Annotated in this window: 16 protein-coding genes; 14 read left to right on the top strand and 2 right to left on the bottom strand. The window is 75.0% G+C overall.

Annotated features, from left to right (window positions below; genetic code table 11):
• From pstA to PKY62_RS04660, 13 genes are all read left to right on the top strand, one after another.
• On the top strand, positions 1 to 858 hold an 858-nt coding region (pstA, locus tag PKY62_RS04600; protein WP_324535325.1), incomplete at its 5' end, for a phosphate ABC transporter permease PstA.
• Between the two features lie 29 nt (positions 859 to 887).
• Positions 888 to 2549: a phosphate ABC transporter substrate-binding protein PstS gene (locus PKY62_RS04605; protein ID WP_324535326.1), complete on the top strand. Its 1662-nt coding sequence runs from the start codon at positions 888 to 890 to the stop codon at positions 2547 to 2549.
• Positions 2546 to 5131, top strand: coding sequence for a hypothetical protein (locus tag PKY62_RS04610; protein ID WP_324535328.1), 2586 nt, complete (start codon positions 2546 to 2548; stop codon positions 5129 to 5131). Before PKY62_RS04605 ends, PKY62_RS04610 begins: the two co-directional genes overlap by 4 nt.
• Positions 5128 to 6144, top strand: coding sequence for a sortase (locus PKY62_RS04615; RefSeq protein WP_324535330.1), 1017 nt, complete (start codon positions 5128 to 5130; stop codon positions 6142 to 6144). Before PKY62_RS04610 ends, PKY62_RS04615 begins: the two co-directional genes overlap by 4 nt.
• A 168-nt stretch (positions 6145 to 6312) precedes the next feature.
• Entirely contained in the window at positions 6313 to 7311 is a 999-nt protein-coding gene (locus PKY62_RS04620; protein WP_324535332.1) for a substrate-binding domain-containing protein, read from the top strand.
• Positions 7312 to 7356: 45 nt separating this feature from the next.
• Positions 7357 to 8991, top strand: a complete 1635-nt coding sequence (locus PKY62_RS04625) for an Ig-like domain repeat protein (protein WP_324535334.1) — start codon at positions 7357 to 7359, stop codon at positions 8989 to 8991.
• A 147-nt stretch (positions 8992 to 9138) separates the two neighbouring features.
• Positions 9139 to 10347 carry a hypothetical protein gene (locus PKY62_RS04630; protein WP_324535336.1) on the top strand — a complete coding sequence of 403 codons (1209 nt, stop codon included), beginning with the start codon at positions 9139 to 9141 and terminating at the stop codon, positions 10345 to 10347.
• A gap of 68 nt (positions 10348 to 10415) precedes the next feature.
• On the top strand, positions 10416 to 10775 hold the full coding sequence (locus tag PKY62_RS04635; RefSeq protein ID WP_324535338.1) for an Ig-like domain repeat protein: 360 nt from the start codon (positions 10416 to 10418) through the stop codon (positions 10773 to 10775).
• Between the two features lie 268 nt (positions 10776 to 11043).
• Complete coding sequence (locus PKY62_RS04640) at positions 11044 to 12423, top strand: Ig-like domain-containing protein (protein ID WP_324535339.1); 1380 nt, start codon at positions 11044 to 11046, stop codon at positions 12421 to 12423.
• Between the two features lie 53 nt (positions 12424 to 12476).
• Complete coding sequence (locus PKY62_RS04645; RefSeq protein ID WP_324535340.1) at positions 12477 to 14000, top strand: WxL protein peptidoglycan domain-containing protein; 1524 nt, start codon at positions 12477 to 12479, stop codon at positions 13998 to 14000.
• A 263-nt stretch (positions 14001 to 14263) separates the two neighbouring features.
• A complete protein-coding gene (locus tag PKY62_RS04650) occupies positions 14264 to 15100 on the top strand; it encodes a phosphate ABC transporter ATP-binding protein (protein WP_502875784.1) in 837 nt (278 codons plus the stop codon).
• A 213-nt stretch (positions 15101 to 15313) separates the two neighbouring features.
• Positions 15314 to 19219 (top strand): Pls/PosA family non-ribosomal peptide synthetase, encoded by a 3906-nt coding sequence (locus PKY62_RS04655; RefSeq protein WP_502875785.1) that lies wholly within the window; start codon positions 15314 to 15316, stop codon positions 19217 to 19219.
• Complete coding sequence (locus tag PKY62_RS04660; RefSeq protein ID WP_324535344.1) at positions 19216 to 20559, top strand: M1 family metallopeptidase; 1344 nt, start codon at positions 19216 to 19218, stop codon at positions 20557 to 20559. Before PKY62_RS04655 ends, PKY62_RS04660 begins: the two co-directional genes overlap by 4 nt.
• 64 nt (positions 20560 to 20623) lie before the next feature.
• Here PKY62_RS04660 and PKY62_RS04665 read toward each other — a convergent pair whose 3' ends face one another.
• Together PKY62_RS04665 and PKY62_RS04670 are read right to left on the bottom strand one after the other, a co-directional pair.
• Positions 20624 to 21415, bottom strand: coding sequence for a 4'-phosphopantetheinyl transferase family protein (locus tag PKY62_RS04665; RefSeq protein WP_324535346.1), 792 nt, complete (start codon positions 21413 to 21415; stop codon positions 20624 to 20626).
• Positions 21416 to 21487: 72 nt separating this feature from the next.
• Positions 21488 to 21733: a hypothetical protein gene (locus PKY62_RS04670; protein ID WP_324535348.1), complete on the bottom strand. Its 246-nt coding sequence runs from the start codon at positions 21731 to 21733 to the stop codon at positions 21488 to 21490.
• Positions 21734 to 21918: 185 nt separating this feature from the next.
• Between PKY62_RS04670 and PKY62_RS04675 the strand changes: the two genes are divergently transcribed.
• Positions 21919 to 22524: Ig-like domain repeat protein (locus PKY62_RS04675; protein WP_324535350.1), on the top strand; the 606-nt coding region annotated here is incomplete at its 3' end.

Raw genomic sequence — 22524 nt, forward strand, 5'->3', positions numbered from 1 at the left:
GCGATCACCTCCGACGGGCCGCTGGTCGCCGACCGGCTGGCCCAGGCCGTCGTGACCGGCGGCGCGGCCCTCGTCGGGGTGGCGCTGCTGTCGACGGTGGTCTACACGTTCGTGCGTGGGGGCCCCGCGCTGGCCCACCTCAACATGTGGATCGACGACATGGCCGGCGTCGGCCCGCGCGACCCGCTCACCGAGGGCGGCGTGGCGCACGCGATCGTCGGCTCGGTGATCCAGATCGCCATCGCCGTGGCCGTGACGGTGCCGCTCGGCTTCGGCACGGCGGTGTTCATGACCGAGGTGGGCGGACCGTTCGCCAAGGTGGTCCGGACCGTCGTCGAGGCGATGACCGCCCTGCCGTCCATCGTCGCGGGTCTGTTCATCTACACCACGCTCATCGTCGGGCTCGGGGTGCCCCGCTCGGGCATCGCAGCGGCGGCGGCGCTCTCGGTGATGATGCTGCCGATCATCGCCAGGGCCGCCGACGTGGTGCTGCGCGTGGTGCCCAGCGGTCTGCGCGAGGCGAGCCTCGCGCTGGGCGCCTCGCGCTGGCGCACGGTCTGGGACGTTGTCCTGCCGACCGCCCGTCCCGGCCTGGCCACGGCGCTCATCCTCGGCGTGGCCCGCGGCATCGGCGAGACCTCCCCGGTGCTGCTCACCTCGGGTGCCGCGTCGTTCTTCGTGCTGAACCCCTTCGACGGGGTGATGAACTCCCTGCCGCTGTTCATCTTCAGCGCCGTCCGCAGCGGTGAGCCCACCTATGTCGAGCGGGGCTTCGCTGCGGCGTCGATCCTGCTCGCCCTCGTCCTCCTCCTCTTCGTCGTCGCGCGGCGGGTCGCCCGCCAGCGCACCGGACGATGACCAGCCCCCGACGCCCTGCAGGAGCACCCATGACCACCCGACGAGAGCGCGCCGCGTCCCGCACCCGCCGCCGACGCTCGGCGCGCACCCGGCTGCGCCATGCCGCGGCGGCCGCGGGCCTCGTGGCCCTGAGCCTGCTGGTGGGCATCCAGTCGCCGGCCTGGGCCGCCTACGGCCAGATCGAGGGCTCCGGCTCCACGTGGAGCCAGGTGATCGTCGACCAGTGGATCGCCGACGTCGCGGCCAACGGGATGGCGGTCACCTACAACGGCGGCGGCTCGTCCCAGGGGCGCAAGAACTTTTCCGCCAACGTCACGGACTTCGGCATCTCGGAGATCCCGTACCAGGGCACCGACGAGTACGGGAACGCCGACACCGCGGGGAGCCGCGAGTTCGCCTACCTGCCGATCGTCGCGGGCGGCACGGCGTTCACGTACCACCTCGAGGCCGCCGGCGAGCTGGTGCGCGACATCCGCCTCTCGGGCGAGACGATCGCCAAGATCTTCACCAACCAGATCACCAGCTGGGCGGACCCTGCCATCAAGGCGGACAACAACGGCCGCAGCTTCCCCGACACCCCGATCGTCCCGGTGGTCCGCTCGGACGGCTCGGGCACCACGGCTCAGTTCACCACCTACCTCGACCAGCAGTACCCGTCGATCTGGCGGCCGTACTTCGGCCGGTCCGGGCTGACGTCGTACTACCCCAAGCCCAGCGGCACCCGGATGATCGCGGCCAACGGCTCGGACCAGGTGATGAACACCGTGGCCTCGGCCGCGGGCAACGGCACCATCGCCTACGTCGAGTACTCCTACCCGGTCAACAAGGGGTTCCCGGTGGTCAAGGTGCTCAACGCGTCCGGGTTCTACGTGGAGCCCACGCAGTACGCGGTGGCCGTGGCGCTCACCGCGGCGCAGATCAACACGGACCAGTCCTCGCCGCTGTACCTCACGCAGATCCTCGACGGGGTGTACGCCAACGCCGACCCGCGTGCCTACCCGCTGTCCTCATACAGCTACATGCTGCTGCCGACGGGCGCCAACGACCAGCGGATGACGACCAACAAGCGCCAGACGCTCGTGGACTTCATGTTCTACTCGCTGTGCGAGGGGCAGGGGAAGGCGGGGGCCTACGGGTACTCGCCGCTGCCGCTCAACCTCGTCCAGGCGGGCTTCGAGCAGGTCGCCAAGCTCGGCGCCGCGGACCCGGCGGTGGACGTCGCCAATCGCGACGCCACCCGATGCAACAACCCGACGTTCGTGGCGGGGGACCTGTCCCGCAACCGGCTCGCCGAGGTGGCCGCAGCCCCTGCCGCGTGCGACCAGGCCGGTGCCGGGCCGTGCCTGGGTGCCGGCCAGAGCGCCGACCCTGGCGGCACGGGGACCACGGGCGGCAGCACGTCGGGCACCACGGGCACCGTCGGCACCACGGGTGCCGCGGCCGACGGCGCGGTGACGGCCGACGGCGCGGCGGCGGGGGTGGTGACCATCGACCCCGAGACGGGCCTGCCGATCGGCGACGCCGGGACGGGTGCCGGGGGGACGGCCAGCGGCGCGGTCACGACGGCGGTGGCCAGACCCGTCGGCGGGGCGATCGCGTTCGGCGGGCTGGCCGCGCTCGAGCTCCTGGCCGTGGTCCTTGTGCCGGGACTGCTGCTGGCCCGGCACCGCCGCGCGGCGGTGGCCCCGTGAACGCCGCGGGGCGTCTGACGGCGCGCCTGCACCGCACGGCGGCGCTGCTCGGCTCGGGCGCGCTGCTGGCAGCCCTCGTGGTCGGTGGAGCGATGTCGGCAGCGCCCGCCGCAGCGGCGCAGGACGCACCGGGGTACACCGAGACCAAGACCTTGACCCGCGAGCACCTCGAGGCCGACGGCAGCGCCGCGGTGGCGGACTCCCGGACGGTCACGGTGACGGTGGACCACACCGAGAACCTACGGGGACGCGAGCGCGTGCTGGTCTCGTGGTCCGGGGCTCGTCCCAGCGCCGCCCGGGCCAACAACCCCTACGGGTACGGGGGGATGAACCAGGAGTACCCGGTGGTCATCCTCCAGTGCCGTGGCCTGGACGACACCTCGCTCCCTGCCGACCAGCAGCTCCAGCCCGAGACGTGCTGGACGACGGTCTACAACCAGCGGTACTCCGTCGCGAGCCCCACGGTCGCGGTGTGGAAGCACGACCGCTACGCCGATGCCGTGGACACGGCGGACCCGGACCCGGCCACCTGGCCCGAGGTGTGCGGTCCCCAGCTGCCGACGTTCCTGCTCTCCCAGCACCTGCTGCCGTTCCGGGCAGCGAACGGGACGGTGTTCGAGTCCTGCTCCGACTCGACCATCCCCCCGGAGTCGGCGCTCGACGGCGCGCTGCCGGCGGCCGAGATCGCCGCATTCACCGCGGCGGACGGCACCGGCGAGGTCCAGTTCGAGGTGCGCACCGCGACCGAGAACGAGTCGCTGGGCTGCTCGGACGCCGTGCCGTGCTCCATCGTCGTCATCCCGATCATGGGGATCAGCTGCGCGGACGGCGACGCCGCGTGCCGCGCGGACGGCGCCTACGCCCCGGGCTCGACCAACGGTGAGAACCTCACCGTGGACGCGGCGGTCTCGCCGTACTACTGGTGGTCCGAGTCCAACTGGCGCCACCGCTTCAGCGTCCCGTTGAGCTTCACCCTGCCGCCGGACGCGTGCGACGTGCTCGACGACCGTGCACCGGTCGCCATGTACGGCTCCGAGGTGCTCAACCAGGCGTCGCTCCAGTGGGCCCCGGCCTACTGCCTGCGGGCCGATCGCTTCAAGTTCCAGCACAACCGCTATCCGGAGCCCATCTCCCTCCGGCTGCTCGAGACGGGCGAGGCGGTCGCGGCGTTCGTCTCGGAGCCCGCGGAGTCCAGCACGGTGCCGCTGGGGTACGCCCCGGTGGCGGTGAGCGGCTTCGCGATCGCGTACGTCTCGGACCTCGCCGACAACGCGGGGGAGCTCGCCCGGATGCGCCTCACCCCCCGGCTGCTCGCCAAGCTGCTCACCCAGTCCTACCCGGCCACCAACCTGGGCCGGGCTCGGGCGGGGCTGGCGAACAACCCCCTGGTGCTCTCGCGTGACCCGGAGTTCCTCGAGCTCAACCCGGCGATCAAGCAGAACGACCTCGAGGCGATGGCCACCGTGCTGTCCCTCTCGGAGTCCTCCGACGTCATGACGGCGCTGACCCAGTACATCGCCGGGGACACCGAGGCGATGGCCTTCCTCGGTGGCGAGCCCGACCCGTGGGGCATGGTGGTCAACCCCGCCTATCTCGACGTCGAGGTGCCCCGCGCCGAGTGGCCGATGCTCGACGGGTACATCCCCGACATCCCGGCCAGCGGCGACGCCTGTCTGCGGGCCAACCCGGCGCCCTACTTCCAGAAGGTCGCCAGCCCGGTGAACAGCCTGCGCAAGATCGCGGTGGCGACCCTGGACGCGTGGCCCAACGTCTCGACGGTCTGCACGGGAGCGGGGACGGCTGCCGTGCCGTTCAAGCTCGGGCGCGTCGCGCGGCAGGACTTCGGCAACCGCAACATGCTCGGCCTGGTCTCGCTCGGGGACGCCGAGCGGTACGGCCTGCGCACCGCGGAGCTGCGCACCGACGGGACGCGCGCCGGCGCGACCTTCGTCGCGGCGAGCGAGGCCTCGATGGCCGCGGCGGTCCAGGTGGCGACGCAGTCGGCCGTGGGGGCGCCCTTCACCTTTGACCGCGGCGCACTGCCGGCGACCGCCTACCCCGGCACGATGATCGTGCACGCTGCCGCCCGGCTGACCGGCCTCGCGGCCGCGGATGCCGCCACGGTCGCGGAGTTCATCGGCATCGCCACCACGGAGGGCCAGACACCGGGGACGGCCAACGGTCAGCTGCCCGACGGCTTCCTGCCGATGTCGACCTCGGGCCCCACCGCCCAGCTGTCCACCGCAGCCCGGGCCGTCGCGGCGGCGATCGTCGCACAGCAGGGTGCGATGGCCGCGGCGCCCTCGACCACCCCGCAGCCCGTGCCGCTGCCCGTCCCGACGGCCGGCGTCGCGCGCGCCCCCGGCGGCACCACCCCGGCTTCGGTCGCCGCGGCGAGCATCGACGGGCTGGCCGCGGCCGAGCCCGGCGACGTGGTGGCCGCGACCTCGGCCGGGACCACCGTGGTGCAGCGCTCGGCGGTCGGACAGCGGGCCGTGGGCGGGTCGCTGCTCGCGGCGTTCGCCGGCGTGGTCGGTGCCCCGGCGCTGTGGGCATGGTCGACGCGGCGGCGGCTGGGATGAGCGTCGTGGACGAGCTCAACCCGTACGCACCGCCGGCCGAGGCGCCGGACGGCGGCCCCGGCGCGGTGCCACAGGCGCCCGACCGCACGCGCTCGCGCATCCGGCCCGGTCGGCCCGCCGGCGCGACCGACCGCCGGTCGGCTCGGCCGGCGGCCCCGCTGCCGCCGCGCCAGCCCATGCCCCACCGCACGTCGGTGGTCGTCACCGCCCTGCTCGTGCTGGCCCTGCTGGCCGGCTGGTTCCTGCTCCAGGTGTTCGTGCTCAGCGGGCTCTCCCAGGGCAGGTCGCAGGCGGTGCTGCACGCCGAGCTCCGCCAGCAGCTCGCGGCCCAGACCGCACCGACGGGCGGGGCGCTGGACCCGGGCACGCCCGTGGCGCTGCTGGAGATCCCCACGCTCGGGCTCCAGCAGGTGGTCGTCGAGGGCACGGCCGGCGCGGACCTCATGATGGGCCCCGGCCACCGCCGGGACACGGTGCTGCCCGGCCAGGCCGGGATAGCGATCGTCTACGGGCGCGCCGCCTCCTACGGCGGGCCGTTCCGCATCCTCGCCCAGCTGCGCGAGGGCGACGGCGTGACCGTGACCACAGGCCAGGGCGAGTTCGTCTACCGGGTCGACGGCGTGCGCCGCGAGGGCGACCCCCTGCCCGTTGCCCTCGGGCAGGGCGGGGCCCGGCTGACGCTGGTCACCGCCGAGGGCCAGGGCGTCCTGGCTGCCGTGGCCCCCGACCGCACCGTCTACGTCGATGCGACCCTGGTGGGCGATGCGGCGACCGGTCCGGGCGGCCGCCCGGCAGCGGTGCCGGGGGCGGAGAAGGCCTTCGCAGCGGACCCGGGCGTGCTGCCCGTGTTCGCGCTGAGCCTCCAGGTGCTGCTCGTGGCGGCGGTGGTCACCGTGCTGGCGCTGCGCCGGCTGCCGGGGCGCGCGGTGTGGGTGCTCGCGGTCCCGGTGCTGGTCGCGGCCGCGTGGCTCGCGGCGGACTCCGCCGTGCAGCTGCTGCCCAACCTGCTCTGACGGCGCGCCCGACCGCCCACGACGTCCCGGCCGGCCGGGACGTCCCGCGGACCCACCGGCGATGTCCTGTGTTCACCCTGTGAACCTCGGCGGTTTGCCCGGTTTCGACAGGTTGTTCCCGGGCCGGGACACCGGCTCGTCGACCATGACATGAAGGGCTCTCTCCCCATGAAGCGATCGAAGGTCTCCGTTCTCCTCACGGCCGCGCTGGCCGGCCTGCTGGCCGCCTCCGTCGCCGGCCCCGCTGCCGCCGACCCCACGCCGCAGCCCAAGGACATCGTCGGTGTCGGCTCCGACACCTCGCAGTTCGCCATGAACTACCTCGCCGACGGCGTGGTCTCCGGGGCCTTCACGCCGGGCTTCAACGCCACGGCAGCCGGTGCCCGCCTCGTCTCCTTCGACGCGCTCGTCACGGACGGCCCGGCCAACATCGTCCTCAAGGCCGGCACGGCCGCCATCGTCCGTCCCAACGGTTCGGGCTCTGGCAAGGCGCTGCTCTACGGCGCGGCCAACAACGCCAACGTCAACTTCGCCCGGTCCTCCTCTGGGCCCTCCGCCGCCGAGAACACCGCTGGCCTGTGGCATGTGCCGTTCGCCGTCGACGGCCTCAAGCTCGTCACGGCGACCACGTCCAACGCCCCGGTCGCGATCTCGCCGGCGCAGATGGTGGACATCTACAAGGGCAACGTCACCAACTGGAACCAGATCGGTGGCGCCGCCGGCGTCATCGTCCCCTACATCCCCCAGGCGGGCTCGGGCACGCGCTCGTTCTTCGAGGGTCAGCTCAAGGCCGCGAACGGCAACGTGGCGGTCGTCCTCGGCGCCAACGTGCAGGTCTCCCAGGAGCACGACGCCACCGCCATCGCCGGCGACCCCAACGCCGTCGCGCCCTTCTCGACCGGCCGCTTCGCCACCGCCACGGGCATCAAGCTCGTCAACGGTGCCGGCAGCTTCTCTGCCCAGCGCGCGCTCTACAACGTCGTCCGGACAGCCGACCTCACCAAGTCCTGGTTCACCGGCACCTTCGGCTCGGACGGCTTCATCTGCTCCGGCTCGGGCAACGGCCCCATCGCCGCGGCCGGCTTCACCCAGCTCGCCGGCCCGCTCGACGGCGGCGTCTGCGGCGTTCCGACCCAGGTCGCCACGACCAACTTCACGACCAACTGACCGTTCCCGCTCTGACCATCCAGAAGACACTCGAAAGGTAGTCCGATGAGTCTCAAGAAGACCCTGGCCGGCATGCTTGCCGGCTCGGTCGTGGCCGGCATGGCGCTGATCGCCGTCGCCGCCCCGGCCTCCGCCAACGACGAGAGCCCGGTTGTCCCGGGCGCGATCTACTTCTTCAGCACGGCTGGCGCGCTGGCCTCCCAGACGCCCTCGACGCAGATCTTCGGCGGCTCGGGCACGGCCCGCCCGTGGGTGACGCTCACCACGGAGAACGCGTGCCCGGCCGGCACGAACAACCTGCAGTCGTACGTGCGCATCCCGCAGGTCGGGGTCGCCGAGGACCTGTGGGACCAGGTCCCGATGGGTGCCCCCGCGACGGCGCAGGACGCCGACGGTCGGTTCTACACGACCACGACGCTCCAGGCGGACCGCATGACCAAGCCGCAGGTGCTGGCGTACAACCTCGCCAACGGTGGCTCGGGCACGTTCCCGTTCATCTCGGTGTGCAAGGACATCGCCGGCACCACGCTCGCGAGCTTCCGCACGACGGTCGCGGTGTCCGGCACGACCTCGACCGACATCGCCTGGACCTTCGCCACCCCGGCGATCACGCTGGCGAGCACCACGACGCTGACGGCCTCGGCCGCCACCGTCGAGGCGGGCACCGCGGTCGACCTGACCGCAACGGTTGCTCCGGCCGGCGCGAACGGTGACGTCGAGTTCTTCGCCGGCGCGGTCTCGCTCGGCACGGCCACCCCCGCCGCCGGTGTCGCGACGCTCTCCACCAGCGCCCTGCCGGTCGGCATCAACGCGGTCACGGCGGTCTTCGCCGGTGGCAACGGCTACGGGGCGTCGACGTCAGCGCCGGTCTCGGTCGAGGTCACCCCGGTCGCGGCCCGCACCACCACCACGACCCTCGTGGTCACGCCCGACAGCGGCCCGGCCTACCAGGCCGTCACGCTGACCTCCACGGTGGTCGCCTCCTCGGGTGCCGCCAACGGCACGGTCACCTTCAAGGACGGCACGACGAGCCTCGGCTCGGTGACCGTCACGGCCGGCGTCGTCCCGACCTTCACGACCAACGTCCTGGGCGCCGGCGCGCACTCGCTGGTCGCGGAGTTCGTGGGCACGGCCCCGTACGGCAACTCGGCCTCGGCCGCCGTCGCCGCGACGTACACCCTCGTCGGCGCCGTCGACGAGCAGACGGTCACCGTCGAGATCCCGGCCGGCACCATCTCCATCACCACGCCGTACACCCCGGCCGCGCCGCTCGCCCTGGGCGTGGCCACGCTCGACCCGTCGGACTCGACCTTCTCCGCGTCGGCCCCGTTCAACGACATCGTCATCACCGACACCCGCGCCGGGAACCTGGGCTTCACCGCCTCGGTCGTGTCCGGTGCGTTCGTCGGCGCCACGGGCTCCTTCCCGGGGCTCCACGCGGGCCTGACCGGCCTCACCCCGGTGCAGGTCGTCGGCAACGCCCTCCAGGCGTCCAACGTCGTCGTGACCAACCACGCGCCCTTCACGGACGGCCTGGACGTCCCGAAGGTCTTCGCGACCTACGCGGCCGGCCAGTCGGTCGGCACGGCGGCCATGTACGGCACCTTCGGTGTCGACCAGGTTCCCACCTCGGTCGCCCCCGGCCTCTACACCGCAACGGTGACCTTCACCGCGGTCTGACGGTGACCTGCCCGGCTCCGGCCGGGCGGTGACCAGGGGAGGTGGGGCGCGACGCGCCCCACCTCCCCGAAGCCGTTCCCCTGCTCTGCCGCAGCTCGCACCAGCCAGCACCACGCCAACCTTCCGCATCCCAGGGAGCCGTTCACGATGCACAGCCCGCTGCGCACGGCGTTCGCCGCCGTCCTGCTCACCGCGACGGTGCTCGTCGCCGCTCCGGCCGCCGCCGCCCCGCTGCCCGAGCCCACGCCGGGCGAGGGTGAGGGGACGCAGACCCCGCAGGACCTGGTCTCCTTCGGGATCAGCCCGGCCGGCGTCGACCGGCCGGACCAGCGCCCGTACCTCGCCATGACGGCGCCCGCCGGGGCCGTGGTCTACGAGCACGCAGCTCTCATCAACCAGGACGACGTCCCCGTCTCGCTCGAGGTCTACGGTGCGGACGTCATCATGGCGGAGGGGGGCGGCCTGGCCGTGCGAGCCAAGGCCGATCCGAGCACGGATGCCGGGTCATGGATCTCCATCGAGGGCCCCACCACGATCGAGGTTCCCGCGCAGACCCCGGAGACCGGGTTCGGGTACGCCGTGGTCCCGTTCACGGTGACCATCCCCACCAACGCCGAGCCGGGCGACCACGTCGCCGGCTTCATCGCCTCGCTCGTCAGCGTGGGCGCCGGCGGCGAGAACAGCCCGAGCATCCAGCTCGAGCAGCGCGTTGCAGCGCGCGTGTACATCCGCGTGCAGGGTGAGCTGGACCCCGACCTCGCGCTGAGCGATGTCGTGGCGACGTGGCTGCCGGGCTCCCCCTTCGAGTCCGGGTCGGTGCGCGTCGAGTACACCCTGACCAACACCGGGAACGTCCGGATGGCCGTGGAGCCGTCGGTCGGGGTGGCCGGGCCCTTCGGCCTGCTGCCCCGCAGCGCGGACGGCACGCGCGTCGACGAGCTCATGCCCGGTGGCCAGACCCGCCTGACAACGGTGGTCGAGGACGTGTGGCCCCTCATCCGCGAGGCAGTGACGATCGACGCCACCGCGGTGGCCGCCGCCGGTGGGCAGGACCCGGGCATCGGGACCGTCACCGCATCTGTCCAGCTGTGGGCCGTGCCGTGGGTGGTCCTCGGGATCCTCCTCGCGCTCCTCGCGCTGCTGGTCGCACTGGTGCTGCGCAGGCGCGCTCGCCGGGCGGCGCCGCCGGCGCAGGGTGGCCGTCGGGCGCGCCGCACGGGCGCGCCCGGCCCGGTCGTGCCGGTGGCCCCGGTGGTCGACGTCGCAGCGGCGGCGCCGGTTGCGCCCGGCCCGGACGCAGACCTGCCCGTCCCGCGCGTCCCGGCGGCGTCCGGCGGTCGCCGGGCGCACCGCTGACCGACAGCTCTGCCGCCCCGGGCCTGGCCGGCCCGGGGCGGACCGCACGACGCCGGGGGATCGGGACGATGAGGAGCCCACCGACGTGGTCGGCCGGGCTGGCGGGCATCCGGCTCGCCGGTGCGGCGCTGGCCCTCCCCGCCGCACCGGCCGCCGCGGCCGTGCCGGGACCAGGGGCGTTCCCCATGGCCCCGCTGGCCTCGGCGACCAGCCTCGTGGCCTCCACCGCGACCGTGGAGCTCGGCGCCCCCGTGCTCCTCACGGCAACGGTGGACCCGCCCGACGCGGCGGGCGCCGTCGAGTTCTTCGACGGCGCGGTCTTCCTCGGCACGGAGCCCGTCACGGACGGGACAGCGGTCCTGGGGACATCGGCGCTGGGTGCCGGTCCGAAGCCCTCACGGCCGTCTCCTCGGGCGGGTACGTGCTGACGGCCGAGTCCGTCGGGACCGCGCCGCCCTCGGCTCGGTGTCCGGGCCCGGCGGCGCCGCACGGGTCCTCGCCGTCGACCGGGTGCCGACCTCTGTCTCGCCCGGCCGCCACACCGCGACGGTCACCTCCGCCGCCGTCGGACGGTGACCGCCCGTGGACATCCCTCGGACGCCCACCGGGGGTCCGTCGTTCACCTCGTCCCAGCATCCTCGTCCTGGCGCAGCTCGCCCAGGTCGCCACAGATCGTTCCGTGAAGGGAACACCTCGATGAGAGTCACCAAGTCTCTGGCAGCGCTCGCCTCCGGCGCGCTGCTCGCCGGCATGGCGCTGGTCGCCGTCGCCGCGCCGGCCTCCGCCAACGACGAGAGCCCCGTGCTCGCGGGCGGGATCTACTGGTTCGCCACGGCCGGTCCCCTGGCCTCACAGTCGGCAGCGACGCAGATCACCTCGGGCTCTCTCACCGCTCGCCCGTGGGTGACGCTCACCACGGAGAACGCGTGCCCGGCAGGCACGAACAACCTGCAGTCGTACGTGCGCATCCCGCAGGCCGGGGTCGCCGAGGAGCTGTGGGACCAGGTGCCCATGGGTGCCCCCGCGACGGCCCAGGACGCCGATGGTCGCTTCTACACGACCACGACGCTCCAGGCCGACCGCATGCAGAAGCCGCAGATCCTGGCGTACAACCTCGCCAACGGGGGCTCGGGCACGTTCCCGTTCATCTCGGTCTGCAAGGACATCGCCGGCACCACGCTGGCGAGCTTCCGCACCGCGGTCGCGGTGTCCGGCACGACCTCGACCGACATCGCGTGGACGATCGCCTCCCCGGCCTACACCGGCGGCGGCGCCACCGCGGTCGCGACCACCACCACGCTGGCGACCCCGACGGTGAGCGGCACGGACCTGACGCTCTCGGCGACGGTGGCGCCCGGCGCCGCGGCCGGCACGGTGACGTTCCTCGACGGCGCGACCACGCTCGGCACCGCCCCGGTCACCGGCGGCACAGCGACGTACACCTACGCGCCGGCCATCGGCGCGCACAGCTACAGCGCGACGTTCACGCCCACGGACGCAGCCGCCTACGCCGCCTCGACGTCCTCCGCGGTCGACGTGACGCTCGGCACGGCGACATCCGGCGAGCTGACCCTCGTCCTCGGGGTCCCCGGCCAGCCGCTCGGCGAGCCGGGCACGCTGCTGCTGACGCTGCCGGCCGTGCCTCAGGTGCAGCTCACCGGCGCCAGGGACTCCGGCAACACCCGCGTCACCGCCGGCGCGCCGCTTCCCGCCCTGACGGTCACCGAGACCCGGCGCGACGACCTGCTCACCGGCTGGGAGGTCAGCGTCCAGGCGTCCGACTTCACCGGCACCGCTGGCACCGTCTCGGCCAAGTACCTCGGTTGGACGCCCGCCACCCCGGTCATCACGCCGGACGCCGGTAGCCCGCTCATGGTGCAGGCCGGCGGAGCGGTCGCCTCGGCCCTCGACGTGCCCGCGAGCCTCGGGCTCAGCAGCAGCCAGACCCTCGGCCGTAGCACCGCCAGCGGGCGCGGCGTGACCTCGCTCGCCGCGGCCCTGGCCATGGCGATCCCGGCTGCCACCGCGGAGGGCACCTACACCTCCACGGTGACGGTCACGCTGGTCGCCGGCTGACCTCGCCAGAGCCCCGACCGCAGCCCGTCGCCGATCACGAGGTGGAGCATCTGATGAAGTCCCTGGTCACCCGTACAGGGCGCCTCGTGATCGGCGCGGCGCTGCTCGGGGCGACACTGGTCGGCCTCGGCCAGCCGGCGCTCGCCGAGGGCGAGGCCACCGCGTGGTCGGCGACCCCGACCACCGACGAGGGTGCGCCGGACGGCCGGATCCGCTACGAGCTGGAGGCCGCCCCGGGGGCCGAGGTCCTGGACCGCGTCCTGGTCACCAACTCCTCGACCGTCGAGCGGACGTTCCGCGTGTACGGGGCGGACGGCTTCAACACGGCGACCGGCGGCTACGACCTCGAGCCGGCCGCGACGGCGCCCACCGACGTCGGCTCGTGGGTCACCGTCGAGTCGTCGGAGGTGACCATCCCCGCGCTGTCCGAGGCGGTCGTGGCGTTCACGGTCGAGGTGCCCGCCGGGGCCGCTCCGGGGGACCACCCCGGTGGCATCGTCGTCTCGGTGGTCGACGCCAATCTCCCGGAGTCCGGCGTGATCGTCGACACCCGGGTCGCCGTGCGGCTCAACGTGCGCGTGGCCGGCGAGGTCTCGGCCGCGCTGGAGGTGCGCTCGGTGAACGCCTCCTACGGGTTCACAGGGGTCCCCTTCGCCGGTGCGCCGACCACCGTGACGTACGAGGTGGTCAACACGGGCAACGTCAAGGTCATCGGGACGCCGCGGCTGCGGCTTGTGGGGCCCTTCGGGATCACCATCGCCGAGCTCGAGCCCGAGGAGCTCCGCGAGGTGCTGCCGGGTGACTCGTTCACCGTCACCTCGGTGCTCGAGGGGGTCGCCCCGGCCGTGGTCCTCACGGCCGTCGTGGACGTCACGATGGCCGCGGCCCCCGGCCCGGCGACCGAGGTCCCGCTGGTCTCGAGCACTGGCCGCAGCATGGTCGTCGCGATCTCGTGGACCGGCCTGCTGCTGGTCATCGCCCTCGGCGTCGCGGTGTGGGTTCTGGTGCGCCGCAGGCGCCTGCGGCGCCTGCACGGTGAGCGGGAGTGGGACCGCGCGCTCGACGCGGCGCGGCGCGGCGGCGGCGACGTGGTGGGTGTCGCGGGCGCTGGCCCTGCCGGCGGTCCGTCGGTCGGGGCCGTGCTGACCCTCGTCCTGGCCCTCGGTGGTGCGGCGATCCTGCTGCCGGCACCCGCAGCGCAGGCGGCAGACGACGACCTGCTCAACCTCACCATCCCGGCGTCTCCGGCCACCGCGACCCCGGCGCCCACGGCGCCCACGGCGCCCACGACGACCCGCCGGCCCAGCGCCTCCTTCGGCTCCAGCAGCGGCGGCGGTGGCTCGGCGGTCCCCGTCCCGGAGACCGTCGTCGAGCCGGTGGCGGACGTCGCGGACGACGGCGAGGCCACGGCCGCGGGCGACGGGCCGGCGCCCGACCTCCAGTGGGTAGCCCAGGGGCGCGGCTGGGGCGCGGCGCAGTGGGGCCTCGTCGGGCTGGGCGCGACCGGCGCCGCGGCGGGGCTCGGCTTCGCCGGGCGGGCACTGATCATCGGACGACGTGGAGCGGGAGCAGCCTGATGCGAGACCTCACCCCGGGGGAGCCGGGCACCCCGGCCGTGCCCATGGCCCACGGGTCGTCGGGACCGACGGTCGTCCTGCCGGCGGTGGTGGCCGGGGGCCCGGTGCCCGTGGTCAACCACGCCTCGGCGCCCGCGCCCAGCCTGGCCACGGTGGCCCACCCGGCCACCACCCCCGGTCCGGCGCCCGCCGTCGGCAGCGCGGCGACCTTCTGGTCCGACGACCTGCCGGACGACCCGTTCGTCGCGCAGACCGCCGAGGCGATGACCCGCACCGACCTCTACGCCGCCCCGCGCGTGGTGCCGCCGTCGATCCCACCCACCGGCCTGGCCGAGCTCCAGGCACGCAGCATCTCGGCGTGGTTCGGCTCGCACCAGGTGCTCGACCGGGTCTCGCTGACGATGCCGCCGGGCCAGGTGACGGCCCTCATCGGCCCGTCGGGCTGCGGCAAGTCGACCTTCCTGCGCATCCTCAACCGCATGCACGAGCTGGTGCCCTCCGCGTCGTTGGCCGGCGAGGTCATGCTCGACGGCCACGACATCTACGAGGCCCAGCGGCGCGTCACCGAGGCCCGCCGGGACATCGGCATGGTGTTCCAGAAGCCCAACCCGTTCCCGGCCATGTCGATCCGCGAGAACGTGCTGGCCGGCCTCAAGCTCACGGGCGTCAAGGCGTCGAACGCGACGAAGGACGACCTGGTCGAGGAGTCGCTCACCAAGGCCGGCCTGTGGCGTGAGGTGCGGGACCGCCTCACGGCGCCCGGCGGTGGCCTGTCCGGGGGCCAGCAGCAGCGGCTGTGCATCGCGCGGTCGCTCGCCGTGCGGCCGCGCGTCCTGCTCATGGACGAGCCGTGCTCCGCGCTCGACCCCACGTCCACCCGGGTCATCGAGGACACGATGGCGGAGCTCATGCACGAGGTGACGATCGTCATCGTCACGCACAACATGCAGCAGGCGGCCCGCGTCTCGCAGCAGTGCGCGTTCTTCCTCGCGGAGCAGGGCACACCGGGGGTGATCGTCGAGCACGGCGACACCGGCGCGATGTTCAGCAACCCGCGCGACGAGCGCACCGAGGCCTACGTCGGCGGTCGCTTCGGCTGAGCGGCTGAGCGGCTGAGCGGCACGGTCGGGATGAACACCGCGGCGGGGGACCCGTGGCGTTCAACGACCGGCCACCGGGCGTTCACCGGGGTGTGACAGCCTCCGCCGGTCGTCGCCCGAGACCCGCACGGCGCACACTGGACCCATCGGGTCCGTGCGGTCGTCGGCTCGTACCGAGCAGGAGAGCCGTCACCCGTGACCAGCCCGAACGGCATGCCCCAGGACCCCTGGCGCGCGGCGCACCGCGCAGCGCCCGCGCGGACCCTCGTGGAGGTCTTCGCCGCGACGGCCGCCCGGCACCCCCGGGCCGTCGCGATCGACGACGGCGACGAGGTGCTCACCTACGCCGCGCTCGCCGAGGCCGTGCGGATCCGGGCCGAGCGGCTCACCGCCGCCGGTGTGCGGCGCGGGGACCGGGTGGGGGTGCGGGCCACCTCGGGAACCGTCGGCCTCTACCTGTCGATCCTCGCGGTGCTGCGGGCCGGGGCCGCCTACGTCCCGGTCGACGCCGACGACCCGGACGACCGCGCGCGCCGCACCTTCGCCGAGGCGGGGGTGAGCGTCGTCGTCGGGGACGGGCTCGAGCTCGCGGCGCCCGACGGCACCCCGGCGACCCTCGCCCCCGGGCCGCACCCCGACCAGGCGCCCGGGCCCCACGACGACGCGTGGGTCATCTTCACGTCCGGGTCCACCGGCCGGCCCAAGGGGGTCGCCGTGACCCACCGCAGCGCCGCGGCGTTCGTCGACGCCGAGGCGGGGCTCTTCCTGCGCGACGCCCCGATCCGGCCAGGGGACCGTGTGCTCGCCGGCCTGTCGGTGGCGTTCGACGCGTCGTGCGAGGAGATGTGGCTCGCGTGGCGGCACGGCGCCACGCTGGTTCCGGCACCCCGGGCGCTCGTCCGCGCGGGCCTGGAGCTGGGCCCGTGGCTCGTGGAGCGCGAGATCACGGTGGTCTCGACCGTGCCGACCCTCGCCGGGCTGTGGCCCGTCGACACCCTCGACGCCGTCCGGCTGCTGATCTTCGGCGGCGAGGCCGTCCCGCCGGAGCTCGCCCAGCGCCTCGCCCGCCCCGGCCGCGAGCTGTGGAACACCTACGGGCCCACCGAGACCACCGTCGTCGCCTGCGGCGCCCTGCTCGAGCCCGACCAGCCCGTCCGCATCGGCCTGCCCCTGGACGGCTGGGACCTCGCGGTGGTCGGCCCGGACGGCACACCGGTGCCGGACGGCGGCAGCGGCGAGCTCATCATCGGCGGCGTCGGCCTGGCCCGGTACCTCGACGCCGAGCTCGACGCCGTGCGGTTCGCCCCGATGCCGTCCCTGGGCTGGGACCGCGCCTACCGCACGGGCGACCTCGTGCGGCTGGACCCTGCCGGTCTCGTCTTCCTCGGCCGGGCGGACGACCAGGTCAAGGTCAACGGCCACCGGATCGAGCTGGGTGAGGTGGACGCCGCGCTGCTCGCCCTGCCGGGCGTGGGTGCCGCGGCCGCCGCCGTGCGGCGCACGCCGGCCGGCACCGCCCTGCTGCTCGGCTACGTCGTGCCGGCCGACGCCGACCGGCCGGGCGGGCTCGACACCGCCGCGCTGCTGACGCTGCTGCGTCGCGAGCTGCCGGCCACGATGGTGCCGCTGCTCGCCGTCGTCGACGAGATCCCGACCAAGACCTCCGGCAAGGTGGACCGCGACGCGCTGCCCTGGCCGCTCGCGGGTCTGGGTGACCCGGGCGCCACGACCCTGCAGGGCGTGGCGGCGTGGGTCGGCGAGCAGTGGACGGCGGTCATCGGCGTGCACCCCACCGACGACGAGGACGACTTCTTCGCGCGCGGGGGCAGCTCGCTCACCGCGGCCCAGCTGGTCTCCGCGCTGCGCGCGCGCTACCCCGAGGTGACGGTCGCCGAGGTGTACGACCACCCGGCGGTCGGGGACCTCGCGGCGCACCTCGCGGCGCGCTGGCCCGACGCCGAGGCCACGACCCTGCCGCCCGGCGCAGCGCCGGCCCGTCCGGTGCCGCCCGGCGCCCAGGCCGTCCAGCTGCTCGCCCTGCTGCCGCTGCGCACGCTCGTCGGCCTGCGCTGGCTCACGGCGCTCGCGGCGGTCAACGCGGTGCTCGACGCGCTGTGGCAGGTGCCGTGGGCCGTGGGCGTCTCGTGGTGGTGGGTGCTCGCCGGCTGGGTGCTCACGGTGAGCCCGGTGGGCCGGATGGGTGTCACGGCGCTCGCGGCGCGACTGCTGCTCGCCGGGGTGAGCCCGGGGACGTACCCGCGGGGCGGCTCGGTGCACCTGCGGCTGTGGGCGGCCGAGCGCCTGGCCGAGGGCTTCGGCGCCCTCACCCCCACCAGCGCGCCATGGGTGGGGCTGTACGCCCGCGCCCTGGGGGTGCGGATGGGCCCCGACGTCGACCTGCACACCGTCCCGCCCGTGACCGGCATGCTCACGCTCGGTGCGGGGTGCGCCGTCGAGCCCGAGGTGGACCTGTCGGGCCACTGGGTCGACGGCGACGTGGTGCACATCGGCGCCGTGACGATCGGGGCGGGGGCCACCGTCGGCGCACGCTCGGTGCTCTACCCGGGCGCCCACGTCGGGCCCGGGACGGACGTGGCGGCCGGCTCCGCCGTGCACGGGACCACCGGCGACGCCGAGTACTGGGTGGGCTCGCCCGCCACCCGGGCGCACGAGGCCCGTCACCCGTGGCCCGCCGCGCGCCCCGTCCCCGCGCGCGCGGCCGGCTGGGTGCTGGCCTACGGCGCCGCGGGGACGCTCGTCGGTGCGCTGCCCGTGCTCGCCGTCGGGGTCGGCCTGCTCCTGCTCGCGCCGGCCGTGCGCACGGCCCCGACGCTGGGCGACGCCGTCGGGCCCGTGCTGCTCGCCGGCCTGGCGGCCACCGCCGCGGCGTACCTCTGCTACGCGGTGCTGGTGGTCGTGACCGTGCGGCTGTTCGGCCGCGGGATCCAGGAGGGCTACCACCCGGTGCGCTCGCGCGCCGGCCTGCAGGCCTGGACCGTGGAGCGCCTCATGGACGCCGCGCGCACCGTGCTCTTCCCGGTCTACTCGGCGGTCGGCACCCCCGTGTGGCTGCGCCTGCTCGGCGCCGAGGTGGGCCGCGGCACGGAGATCTCCACCGTCGTGGGCCTGCCCGGGATGATGCGGCTCAAGGACGGGGCCTTCCTCGCGGACGACACGATGGTCGCGCCCTACGAGCTCGGCGGCGGTTGGGTCCGGGTGGCCTCGGCCAAGGTGGGCCGCCGGGCCTTCGTCGGCAACTCCGGCATGACCGCGCCCGGCCGCACGGTGCCCAAGAACGGGCTCGTCGCGGTGCTCTCGGCGACCCCCCGGCGCACGCGGGCCGGCTCGAGCTACCTCGGCAGCCCACCCGTGCTGCTGCCCCGGGACGCGACGCTGGACGACCCGGGCCGCACCTACGACCCGCCGGCGCGGCTGCGGTGGGCGCGCGGAGCGGTCGAGGCGTGCCGGGTGGTGCCGGCCCTCATGGTCGGCGTGCTGGCGCTGTGCACGCTGCTGACGCTGCAGGCGATCGTCCTGAGCGGCGGATGGGGCCTCGCCGCGGCGCTCGGCGGTGTGGTGCTGCTGGGCACGGGGGCGGTCGCCGCGCTCGTGACGATCGCCGCGAAGTGGCTGCTGGTGGGTCGCTTCCGCGCCGGGGAGCACCCGCTGTGGAGCTCGGCCGTGTGGCGCGGGGAGCTGGCCGACACCTTCACGGAGATGGTCGCGGCGCCGTACTTCGCCGACGCGGTGACGGGTACTGTCGCGCTGGTGTGGTGGCTGCGAGGGATGGGTGCGCGGATCGGGCGCGGCGTGTGGTGCCAGACGTACTGGCTGCCGGAGGCGGACCTGGTCCACCTCGGCGACGGCGCGGCGGTGGGCCCCGGCTGCGTGGTGCAGACCCACCTCTTCCACGACCGGGTGATGAGCCTGGACACGGTGCGCCTGGGTGCGGGCGCCACCCTCGGCCCGCACGGGGTCATCCTCCCGGCGGCCGAGCTCGGTGCCGGGTCGACGATCGGCCCGGCGTCGCTCGTGCTGCGCGGCGAGCGGGTCCCGGCCGGGTCCCGCTGGGTCGGCAACCCCATCGCACCCTGGCGCCGGGAGCGGGCGGCCGCGTGAAGCCGGCACCCGCCGAGCCCCGGGACCCGTACCAGCCCACCGGCGGCAGCACCGCGTTCCACGTCGAGCACTACGACCTGGACCTCACCTACCGCGTCGCGCCCAACCGCCTCACCGGCACGGCGACGCTGCGCGTGCGCGTGCAGCGCGAGCTCACCGAGCTGGCGCTCGACCTCGTCGGCCTGGCGGTCGAGCGGGTCACCGTCACCGGGGCGACCCTCGTGCGGCACCAGCACCGCGCCAGGCGCCTCGTGCTGCGCCTGGCCGCGGCCGTCGCGCCGTCGACCGTCCTCACGGTCACGATCCGGTACGGCGGCAACCCGGCCCCGGCCCCGAGCCCCTGGGGGCCGGTGGGCTGGGAGGAGCTGCACGACGGTGTCGTCGTCGCGAGCCAGCCCACCGGCGCCCCGACCTGGTTCCCGTGCAACGACCGGCCGGCCGACAAGGCGACCTACCGCACGTCGCTGACCGTGGACAGCCCGTACCGGGTGCTCGCGCACGGCGTCCTCGTCTCGACCCGGGCCCGCGCCAGCACCACCACGTGGGTCTACGAGGAGCAGCACCCGACGTCGACGTACCTCGCGACGGTGCAGATCGGCCAGTACGACCGGATGCTGCTCGCGGCGGGTCCGGTGCCGCAGCACGCCGTCCTGCCCGCGGCGCTGCGGCCGGCGGTCCAGGTGGGCCTCGCCCAGCACCGCGCGATGATGACCCTGTTCATCGAGCTGTTCGGCCCCTACCCGTTCGAGCAGTACACGCTGGTGGTCACGCCGGACGAGCTGGAGATCCCCCTCGAGGCGCAGGGGGTGTCGATCTTCGGCGTCAACCACCTGGTGGAACCCGTCGAGGGCGACGAGCGCCTCATCCCGCACGAGCTCGCGCACCAGTGGTTCGGCAACTCCGTCTCCGTCGCCTCGTGGCAGCACATCTGGCTCAGCGAGGGCTTCGCGTGCTACGCCGAGTGGCTGTGGTCGCAGGCCGCCGGCGGTCCCAGCGCCGACGCGATGGCGCGGCTGTGGCACGGCCGGCTCGCGAAGCTCCCCCAGGACCTCGTGCTCGCCGACCCGGGCCACGCGCGGATCTTCGACGACCGCGTCTACAAGCGCGGGGCGCTGACGGTGCACGCCCTGCGGCTGGCGCTGGGGGACGACCCGTTCTTCGACCTGGTGCGCGGCTGGACGTCGCGGCATGCGGACGGCTCGGTCACCACGGCGGACTTCCGGGCGCACTGCGCCGAGCACGCGACGGCGGCGGGCGGCCAGCGCCTGGCCCGCGCCGTCGCCGAGCTCCTCGAGTCCTGGCTCGACCGGCCGCGGCTGCCCAAGCTCGCCTCGCGATAGGTCCGTGCCCGTGCCCGTGCCCGTGCCCGTTCCCGGGCCGCCGGGCCGCGGGGCCGCCGTCGGCTCAGCCGGCCGCGAGCCGCGCGAGCACCGCGGCGCCGTCGTGCACCCGCACGTCCACCACGGGACGGCCGGCCCGGCGGGCGACCCACCGGGGGCCCGGGCTCGCGGCGGACGGGGCGGCCACGGCGACCGCGCCGACGACGCCAGGCCCGAGCAGGAGGGGCGCGATCGCCAGGACGGTGCCGCGATGGTGCGCCACGCCACCGCGCGGGCCGCCCGCCCCGCCGAGCTCGAGATCCGCCGGGTCGACGAGCAGCCCGGTGCCCAAGGCCTTGAGCGCTGCCTCCTTGCTGACCCAGACGTGCGCGAGGCCGGCGTCCGGGCCGCGGTCCGGACCGGGTCGCGACCGGTCGTGACGGCGGCGCTCGGCCGCGGAGAGGGCGACGCCCGCGAGCGGGGCGGCGCCGACCGCTGCGGGCGACGCGACGTCCACCCCGACCGGGCCCGCGGTGGTGAGCGCCACGGCCACCCGCGGACCCGAGCGCGTGAGGCTCACGTGCAGCGGTTCGCCGCCCGGTGGCCCGGCCACCGTGACCCGGCCGTGCGGTCCGCCGCACGAGGCGCAGGCCACGCGCAGGTCGACGTCCCGTGGCGCGCACCCCAGGCGCTCGCCGAGCACCCCGCGGAGCAGCGCCCGGGCGAGGACGAACCGTGCCGCCTGGTCCGGGGGGAGCGCTGCGGCGCGCGCAGCCTCCACCGGGTCGAGGTGGCGCAGCAGGGCGGAGGTCTCCCGCCCGCGCGGACCGGTCACCCAGACGGCGACGACCGCTCGACGGTCCCGGGAACGGTGCACCCGCCCATCCTCGCGCCTGCCGGGCCGTCGGGCGCCCGGCGGCGGTCCTCGGGCGGGTTCCTGCGGAGCGCCTCAGGCTGCGGTGACCGGTTCTCCCCGGTCGGACCGCTCGGCCGGCCGGAACGCCGCGTGGCGCAGCCGGCCGAGCCCGCCCGGCACCGGACCGGCCTCGACGTAGTAGTCGAACCGCGGGACGTCGTCGGGGTGCTGGGCCAGGTCGATCACCTCGACGGCCAGCACCTCGCCCTCGCTGTGAGGATCGCTCGACGCGAGGGTCTGGCCGGCCAGCGGGCCGTCGATGAACTCGTACTCCGACACGGGGTACCTCCTGGGGGTGGTGGCGGCACGGCTGCGGGATGTGCCCCGACCGTAGGCCGCCGGCCTGAACGGGCGGTGTCCTCGGGGTGACGGGCGGACCACGGCGCTCACGTCGGCAGGTCCGGGGCCGATGGGTGGGGCGTCGGGCCGCCACGGGTCCCGACGGACCCGACCGGGAGCAGCGCATGCTGGGATCGACCCTCGCCGCAGGAGTGCTCGCCCTGGTCGCCGCCACGGGTGCGGCACCCGCACCGGGCGGGCCGCACGACGTCGCGACGACCACCGCCGTCGTCGTGACGTCGGCCCCGGACGGTGCGCTGCGGGTCACGGTCTCGGTGGCTGCGGCCCGGGGCGGGGCCGCAGCGGCCCCCACGGGCACGGTCGCCGTGCTCGACGACGGCGCACCGGTGGCCCTGCTGCCGCTCGACGGCGGCACGGCGTCCCTCACGACGTCGGCCCTCGACCCGTCCGTCGCCCACCGCCTCAGCGCGCGGTTCGCGGCCACGGCCACGCATGCCGGCTCGTCCTCCGCCCCGGTGGAGGTCGCGGGCCCCGCCCCGGCGAGCGGGGCCGCCGGCGCCGTCGCACTGACCATCCCCGCGGGGCTGCTGTCGATCACCTCGGCGGCAGGGCAGGTCGTGGACCTCACCCCGCGCGGCCGTACCGGGCGGGGACCGACGACGGGCCTCGCCCGCGTCGTCGTCACCGACACCCGCGCCGGCAACCTCGGCTTCACCGTCTCGGCCACGCTCGTCGCCGGGCCCGGGCGGCGGCCCGACGCTCGCTCGGCT

The organism is Actinotalea sp. (assembly GCF_035443605.1).
Classification (GTDB): domain Bacteria; phylum Actinomycetota; class Actinomycetes; order Actinomycetales; family Cellulomonadaceae; genus Actinotalea.